This window comes from Tardiphaga sp. (assembly GCF_028290785.1).
Lineage (GTDB): Bacteria > Pseudomonadota > Alphaproteobacteria > Rhizobiales > Xanthobacteraceae > Tardiphaga.
Genome location: NZ_JAQGJD010000338.1, coordinates 1 through 6,558, shown reverse-complemented (window position 1 = coordinate 6,558; position 6,558 = coordinate 1). Strand labels below are relative to the sequence as shown.

Genomic DNA, 6,558 nt, shown 5'->3' with positions numbered 1-6,558 from the left:
GATCAATTTCGGCTCGGTGGGGGTCGGCAGCGCGGTGCATATCAGCGCCGAGAAATTCCGTCTCGCCGCCGGTTTCGAGGCCACCCATGTGCCGTATCGCGGCGGCCCCGAAGTGATCACCGACATTCTCGGCGGCCGCATCGACTTCTACATGTGTCCGATCTCCACGGCATTGCCGCTGGTCAAGGAGGGCCAGGTCCGCGCTTTGGTGGTGTCCGGCGACAAGCGCGCCGCCGAACTGCCGGACGTGCCATCGCTCGCCGAGGTCGGCTACAAGACCGGCGTCAGCACCAGCTGGTTCGGCGTGTTCGTGCCGTCGAAGACGCCGCGCCCGATCATCGACAAGATGCACGCCGCAGGCGTCAAGCTGCTCGCCACGCCGGAGATGCAGGCCAGCCTGAAGCGGCTCGGCGTCGAGCCGTTTCCCATCGAGCCGGCGGAGATGGACAGACTGCTGGTCAAGGAGATCGCCGACAACAAGGTGCTGCTGAAGGACGTCAAGTAACGCCGTCGCCGTCCGCCCGCCCGGCTCCGCATCGGGGCCGGGCCAAATTGCAAATGCATGGGCTTCGTGGCAATCACGCGTCTCAACCCGGTGATACCAGCACGCGATGGCCAAGAGCACTCCGACCCCAGCCACCGACCGCACCTCCGTCATCTACAAGGCGCTGTGGCACGCCATCATAGAACAGGCGCTGCAGCCCGGCGCCAAATTGCCGGAAGACGCCATCGGTGAAAAGTTCGGCGCCAGCCGCACCATCGTCCGCGCTGCGCTGGCGCAGCTCGCCGCCGAGGGCCTGGTCGAGCTGCGCCGCAACCGCGGCGCCGCGGTGGCGACGCCGAGCTGGACCGAGGCGCGCGACATTTTCGACGTCCGGATCGGGCTGGAGCGGCTGGTGGTCGCACGATTGGTCGGCGGCCTGACGCGTGAGCAGATCAAGGCCCTGAAGGCTCATGTCGATGCCGAGCAGGCCGCGCATGGCAGCAACATGCCGCTGCAGATTCGCTTGGCCACTGCGTTCCATATCAAGCTGGCGGAAATGACCGGCAATCCGGTGCTGGCGCGCTATGTCAGCGAGGTGGCGTCGCGCTGCGGACTGATCCTCGCGCTTTACAACCGGCCGCACTCGCCGGAATGCGCCGTCAGCGAACACCGCGAGATCATCACTGCACTCGCCTCCGGCGATGCCGCCCGCGCCACCGCGCTGATGGACCACCATCTCGACGCTGTCGCCGACCGCGCGCTGATCTCCGCCCATCCGGCCAAGCCGCGCGACATCCAGGACATCCTGGCGCCGTATGCGCTGGAGGCGGCACCGAAGGCGAAGAAGCGGAAGTGAGGTTCAAGAGTCCGCAGGGCCCCTCGGCGAGTCGTCCCCGCGAAGGCGGGGACCCATAGCCTCCGTCCCCTGGTCACGGCAGGTACTCTCCGCCATGCCGCCACACGCTTGCACGGCGTATGGGTCCCCGCCTGCGCGGGGACGACACGGCGTGTGCGGCGGCGGCGAACTACGCCTCGATATCCAGTCGCATCAAAATCCGTTCCGCGCTGTCGTTCCAGACGTCCATCTGCACGATCTTGCCGCCGCGCACCACGAAGCGATCGACGTAGCGGTTGCCTTCGAACTTTGTGCCGTCGTGCCATTCGCCGTACAGCGTGCCGGTATTGTAGACCACCGTCTCGCCATCGCCCCGCGCCACGTCGGTGCGCTCCATCTTCTTCTTCACCCATTTGTAGCGCATGGCGTTGAACGCGGTGGTTTCGCGCGGGTGCTTGAAGGGGCGGCCGCCGGTGAAGGTGATGGCGACGTCCGGCGTCATGAAGGTGGCCGCGGTCTCGGGATCCGGCACCATCGAGGCGACCAGGAATCGCTCGACGATATCAGCGGCTTCGGCGGATTCATCGGGCAGGGGCGCGGCGGCAGAGGACGGCATGGCGGGATCTCCTGAGACGTGATGGACTGTGGCCAAGCAAGCCGGGTGCCACAACTGTATCCGTTTGCGTCGATAAATTGTATACGATTTGAGCGGGCGCTGTGCGGATATTAGGCACGCCAGCGGCCAAAACCGCAATAGGCGCGGGACTATCTTCGATTTCGCAGGCTTTCCAATCGCATACGCCGTGGCACACCGCTTGCTTGGAAATACGCAGCTTCATTCATTTCAAGGGGTTCCGTCATGACACCAGCATTGCCGAGATTTTCCCGCCGCCTGCTGCTTGCCGCCGGTGCGGCGTCGCTGTCGCTGGCCTTCGCGCTGCCGGCCGCTGCGCAGGAAACCGTGAAGATGGGCGTGGTCGCCGCCATGTCCGGCCAGTCCGCGAAATCAGGCGAGGCGATCGTGCGCGGCCTGTCGCTGGCGATCGACGAGATCAATGCCAAGGGCGGCGTACTCGGCAAGAAGGTCGAACTCGTGGTGCGCGACGACGAGAGCAATCCCGCCAAGGGCGTGATCGCCGCGCGCGAGTTGGTGCAGCGCGAGAAGGTCGTGGCGTATTTCGGCGGCGTCGATACGCCGGTGTCGATGGCCATCGTGCCGTTCGCCAACCAGTCCAAGGTGCCGTTCATCGGCGTGTGGGCCGCCGGCACGGCGATCACCCGCAACGGTTCGCCTGAGAACTACGTGTTCCGCGTCTCCGCGGTGGACGCGCTGGTCGATGTCGCGCTGGTGGACTACGCCGTGAAGAAATACGCCGCCAAGAAGCCCGGCATGATCCTGATCAACAATCCCTGGGGCGAGTCCAACGAGGCCGGCCTGAAGACCGCGCTGGAAGCCAAGAAGCTGCCTTATGCGGGCATCGAGAAGTTCGAGACCGGCGACGTCGATGTGGTGCCGCAATTGACCCGGCTGAAGGATGCCGGCGCCGATGCGCTGTTCCTGGTCGCCAACGTCGCGCCGTCCGCGCAGGTGGTGAAGTCGCTGGACCGCATGGGCTGGAAGGTGCCGGTGGTGTCGCATTGGGGCCCGGCCGGCGGCCGCTTCACCGAACTCGCGGGTCCCTCGGCCGAGAAGGTGCATTTCATCCAGACCTTCAGCTTCTCCGGCAACACCTCGCCGAAGTCGGTCGCGGTGTTCGAGGCGCTGAAGAAGAAGTTCCCGGAGATCAAGACCGCCGCCGACGTGACCCCCGCGGTGGGCATCGCCAACGCCTACGACGCCATGCACCTCACCGCGCTGGCAATCGCCAAGGCCGGTTCCACCGAAGGCCCGAAGCTCCGCGAAGGGTTTTACGAGATCGGCAGCTATGACGGGCTGATCAAGAAGTACGACAAGCCGTTCTCGAAGTATAACCAGGACGCGCTGTCGCCGTCGGATTACCTGTTCACCTACTTCAAGGGCGACGAGATTTTGCCATTGGTGAATTGAACCCGAAGGGGTCATCCCGGGGCGTGCGGGCGCAGCCCGCGCGAACCCGGGATCCCGACGTGTTTTGAACATACCGAGATTCCCCGCCGCTCCAATTGGAGCGGCTGAGGTGCGCTCGCAGCTCACGCTGCTCCCGCCCCGGAATGACAGCCAAGTGCAGTTGCCGCTATAAGGTTAAGATCAGCTACAAGCTCGTCATTGCGAGGAGCGAAGCGACGCGGCAATCCAGAAGCCACAAGCAAAGACTGGATTGCTTCGTCGCAAGGGCTAAGGGGAAAGCCAATTGACTTTCCCTGACCTCGCAATGACGATCACGGCGTTTCAAGGACTCCCATGCTCGCTTCCGCCATCATTTCGGGCATCGGTCTCGGCTCCATGTACGGGCTGATCGCGCTCGGCTTTCACATCACCTATGTCGTCTCCAACACCGTGAACTTCGCGCAGGGCTCGGCGATGATGCTGGGCGCCGTGCTCGGCTACACCTTCGGCATCAAATACGGCTGGCCGATGCCGCTGGCGATCGTCGCGTCGCTGGCGATCTGCGCGCTGTTCGGGCTCGTCGTCGAGCGCTTCCTGGTGCGCCCGTTCGTCTCGAAAGGCTCCAGCGCCTGGCTGATGGCCACCGTGGCCGCCGGCATCGTGCTCGACAACGCCGTGCTGTTCACTTTCGGCAAGGAGCCGCGCGGCTTTCCCTCGGTTCTGGCCAGCGCGCCGGTGCAGATCTTCGGCGCCGGCGTCTATCCGCTGCAGCTTGTCATCCCGCTGGTCGGCGTCGGCATTGCGCTGGCGCTGCATCTGGTGCTGCGCCACACCCGCCGCGGCAAGACGCTGCTGGCGGTGGTGCAGAACGCGGACGCCGCCCGGCTGATGGGCATCGACGTGCACCGCACGGTGGCGATCTCGTTTGCGCTGTCCACGGCACTCGCCGGCCTCGCCGGAATCCTGATCGCGCCGCTGTTCAGCGTCTCCTCGGAGATGGGCACCTTGTTCGGCATCAAGGCGTTTGCCGTGGCGATCCTCGGCGGCATGGGCTCGGCCTGGGGCGTTGTCATCGCTGGCCTGCTCTACGGCCTGATCGAGGCGCTGGTGACCTCCTATCTCGGCTCGGTCTATACCCAGATCGTGGTGTTCTCGATCGTCATCGCGGCCTTGGCCTTGATGCCCAACGGCCTGTTCGGCCGTGCCGCGATCAACAAGGTCTGACGATGACGATGCTCACCCGCTTCTCGGTCCGCGCCATGCTGATGCCGTTCAGCGTGCTGCTGCTGACCGGCCTCGCGCTGCTCTATGCCGCGAAGGCCGACGGCTACGTGCCGTTCGTGCTGGCCATGGTGGCGCTCACCGCCATCGTCGGCGTCGGTCTCAATATCCTGGTCGGCCTCACCGGGCAGATTTCCATCGGCCATGTCGGCTTCTACGCCATCGGCGCCTATACGGTGGCGATCCTGACGCTGAAAGGCATCAGCTTCTGGCTCGCGCTGCCGCTGGCCGGGCTGATCTCCGGCGCCATCGGGCTGTTATTGTCGCTGCCGGCATTGCGCGTCAGCGGGCCGTATCTGGCGATGGTCACCATCGCCTTCGCCTTCATCGTGCAGCATCTGTCCATCGAGTGGCGCGGCCTCACCGGCGGCTCCAACGGGCTGATGAACCTGCCGTCGCCGATGCTCGGCCGGCTGATGTTCACCGAGCGCGAGATCGCGCTGCTGGCGATCGCTATCGCCGGCGTCTCGACCTACCTGTTTTATCGCCTCGCCAACTCCGCCTGGGGCAAGGCGATGGTCGCGGTGCGCGACGCCGAGGTCGCGGCGCGCTCCATCGGGCTCAATCCGGTCAGCGTCAAGGCCGCGGCCTTCATGCTGTCCGCGGTGTTCGCCGGCCTCGCCGGCGGCATCTTCGCCGCATTGCTGGCGTTCGTGTCGCCGGACTCGTTCCCGTTCTCGCAGTCGATCCTGTTCCTGTTCGCCTGCATCGTCGGCGGCGCCGGCTGGGTGCTCGGCCCCGCGGTCGGCGCGGTGATCACCGTGGTGCTGCCGGAACTGCTGTCGAACCTCGCCGAGTATCGCCTGCTGTTCTTCGGCGCGCTGCTGCTGGTGGTGCTGTGGCTGGCGCCGGAGGGCATTCTCGGCACCGTCGCGCGGCTGTTCCGCCGGCTCGATCCGCGCATCGCGATCGCCGGCAATTTCGATGTCGCCGTGTTTCTTACGGGGCAGAACGACCGCGCGCCGCTCGAAGTCTCCGACATCGGCATCACCTTCGGCGGCATCAAGGCGGCGTCCGGCGTCTCCTTCGTCGCCAGGCAGGGCAAGGTCACCAGCGTGATCGGCCCCAACGGCGCCGGCAAGACCACCGTGCTCAACATGATCGGCGGCTTCTACAGACCCGGCACCGGCAGCATCCGCCTCGGCGGCGAGGAACTCGCCGGCGCCCCGGCGTGGAAAGTGGCGCGCGCCGGCATCGGCCGCACCTATCAGACCACAAAACTGTTCGAGACCATGAGCGTGCGCGACAACGTGCTGATCGCGATGCGCCGCGGCGCGCTCGGCTCGATGCTGTCCGTTGCGGCGACGCCGACCGACGAAGAGGCCGCCGAGGCGCTGATCGCTTTCGTCGGCTACAAGGGCGCGCTGGCCGCCGCCGCCGGCGACCTGCCGCATGTCGACCGCCGCCTTGTCGAGATCGCGCGCGCGCTGGCGATGCGCCCGCGCGTGCTGCTGCTCGACGAACCCGCCGCCGGCCTGATGGCCTCCGACAAGGAAGCGCTGAGCGGACTGCTGCGAAGGATTGCCGATGTCGGCATCGCGGTGATCCTGGTCGAGCACGACATGCGGCTGGTGATGGGGATTTCCGACCACATCGTGGTGCTCGACGCCGGCACGCCGATCGCCGCCGGCACGCCCAACGACATCCGCCACGATCCGAAGGTGCTGGCCGCCTATCTCGGCGCCGCCGGCATGCAGGCGCGCGCGCGCACCACGCCTTGGGCCGGTTCGCAAGATGCGGTGCTCACCGCCATCGACCTCTCCGCCGGCTATGGCGCCGCGCCGGTGCTGCAGAATGTCAGCTTCCAGGTGAAGCCCGGCGAGATGGTGGCGCTGATCGGCGCCAATGGCGCCGGCAAGTCCACCATGATGCGCGCCGTCGCCGGCCTGTTGCGCCCGGTGCAGGGCGACGTGATCCTGAACGATATCCGAA

Annotated in this window: 6 protein-coding genes; 5 read left to right on the top strand and 1 reads right to left on the bottom strand. The window is 66.2% G+C overall.

Going from position 1 to position 6,558, the window contains the following annotated elements; all coding sequences use genetic code 11:
• Positions 1 to 505 (top strand): tripartite tricarboxylate transporter substrate binding protein (locus JWR89_RS21875; RefSeq protein ID WP_299720111.1); only part of this gene is annotated, 505 nt, incomplete at its 5' end.
• 106 nt (positions 506 to 611) lie between these two features.
• Positions 612 to 1,340 carry a GntR family transcriptional regulator gene (locus JWR89_RS21870; RefSeq protein WP_299720110.1) on the top strand — a complete coding sequence of 243 codons (729 nt, stop codon included), beginning with the start codon at positions 612 to 614 and terminating at the stop codon, positions 1,338 to 1,340.
• A gap of 169 nt (positions 1,341 to 1,509) precedes the next feature.
• Here the strand turns inward: JWR89_RS21870 and JWR89_RS21865 are convergent, their stop codons facing one another.
• On the bottom strand, positions 1,510 to 1,935 hold the full coding sequence (locus JWR89_RS21865) for a nuclear transport factor 2 family protein (protein WP_299720109.1): 426 nt from the start codon (positions 1,933 to 1,935) through the stop codon (positions 1,510 to 1,512).
• 243 nt (positions 1,936 to 2,178) lie between these two features.
• Here JWR89_RS21865 and JWR89_RS21860 point away from each other — a divergent pair, with 243 nt between their 5' ends.
• From JWR89_RS21860 to JWR89_RS21850, 3 genes are all read left to right on the top strand, one after another.
• A complete protein-coding gene (locus JWR89_RS21860) occupies positions 2,179 to 3,366 on the top strand; it encodes an ABC transporter substrate-binding protein (protein WP_299720108.1) in 1,188 nt (395 codons plus the stop codon).
• A 333-nt stretch (positions 3,367 to 3,699) separates the two neighbouring features.
• A complete protein-coding gene (locus JWR89_RS21855) occupies positions 3,700 to 4,569 on the top strand; it encodes a branched-chain amino acid ABC transporter permease (RefSeq protein WP_299720107.1) in 870 nt (289 codons plus the stop codon).
• 2 nt (positions 4,570 to 4,571) lie between these two features.
• Positions 4,572 to 6,558: ATP-binding cassette domain-containing protein (locus tag JWR89_RS21850; RefSeq protein ID WP_299720106.1), on the top strand; the 1,987-nt coding region annotated here is incomplete at its 3' end.

Excerpts from the sequence above, each read along its gene's own strand:
- JWR89_RS21855 (WP_299720107.1), top strand. The coding sequence starts at position 3,700 with ATGCTCGCTTCCGCCATCATTTCGGGCATCGGTCTCGGCTCCATGTAC.
- JWR89_RS21865 (WP_299720109.1), bottom strand. The coding sequence starts at position 1,935 with ATGCCGTCCTCTGCCGCCGCGCCCCTGCCCGATGAATCCGCCGAAGCC.
- JWR89_RS21870 (WP_299720110.1), top strand. The coding sequence starts at position 612 with ATGGCCAAGAGCACTCCGACCCCAGCCACCGACCGCACCTCCGTCATC.
- JWR89_RS21860 (WP_299720108.1), top strand. The coding sequence starts at position 2,179 with ATGACACCAGCATTGCCGAGATTTTCCCGCCGCCTGCTGCTTGCCGCC.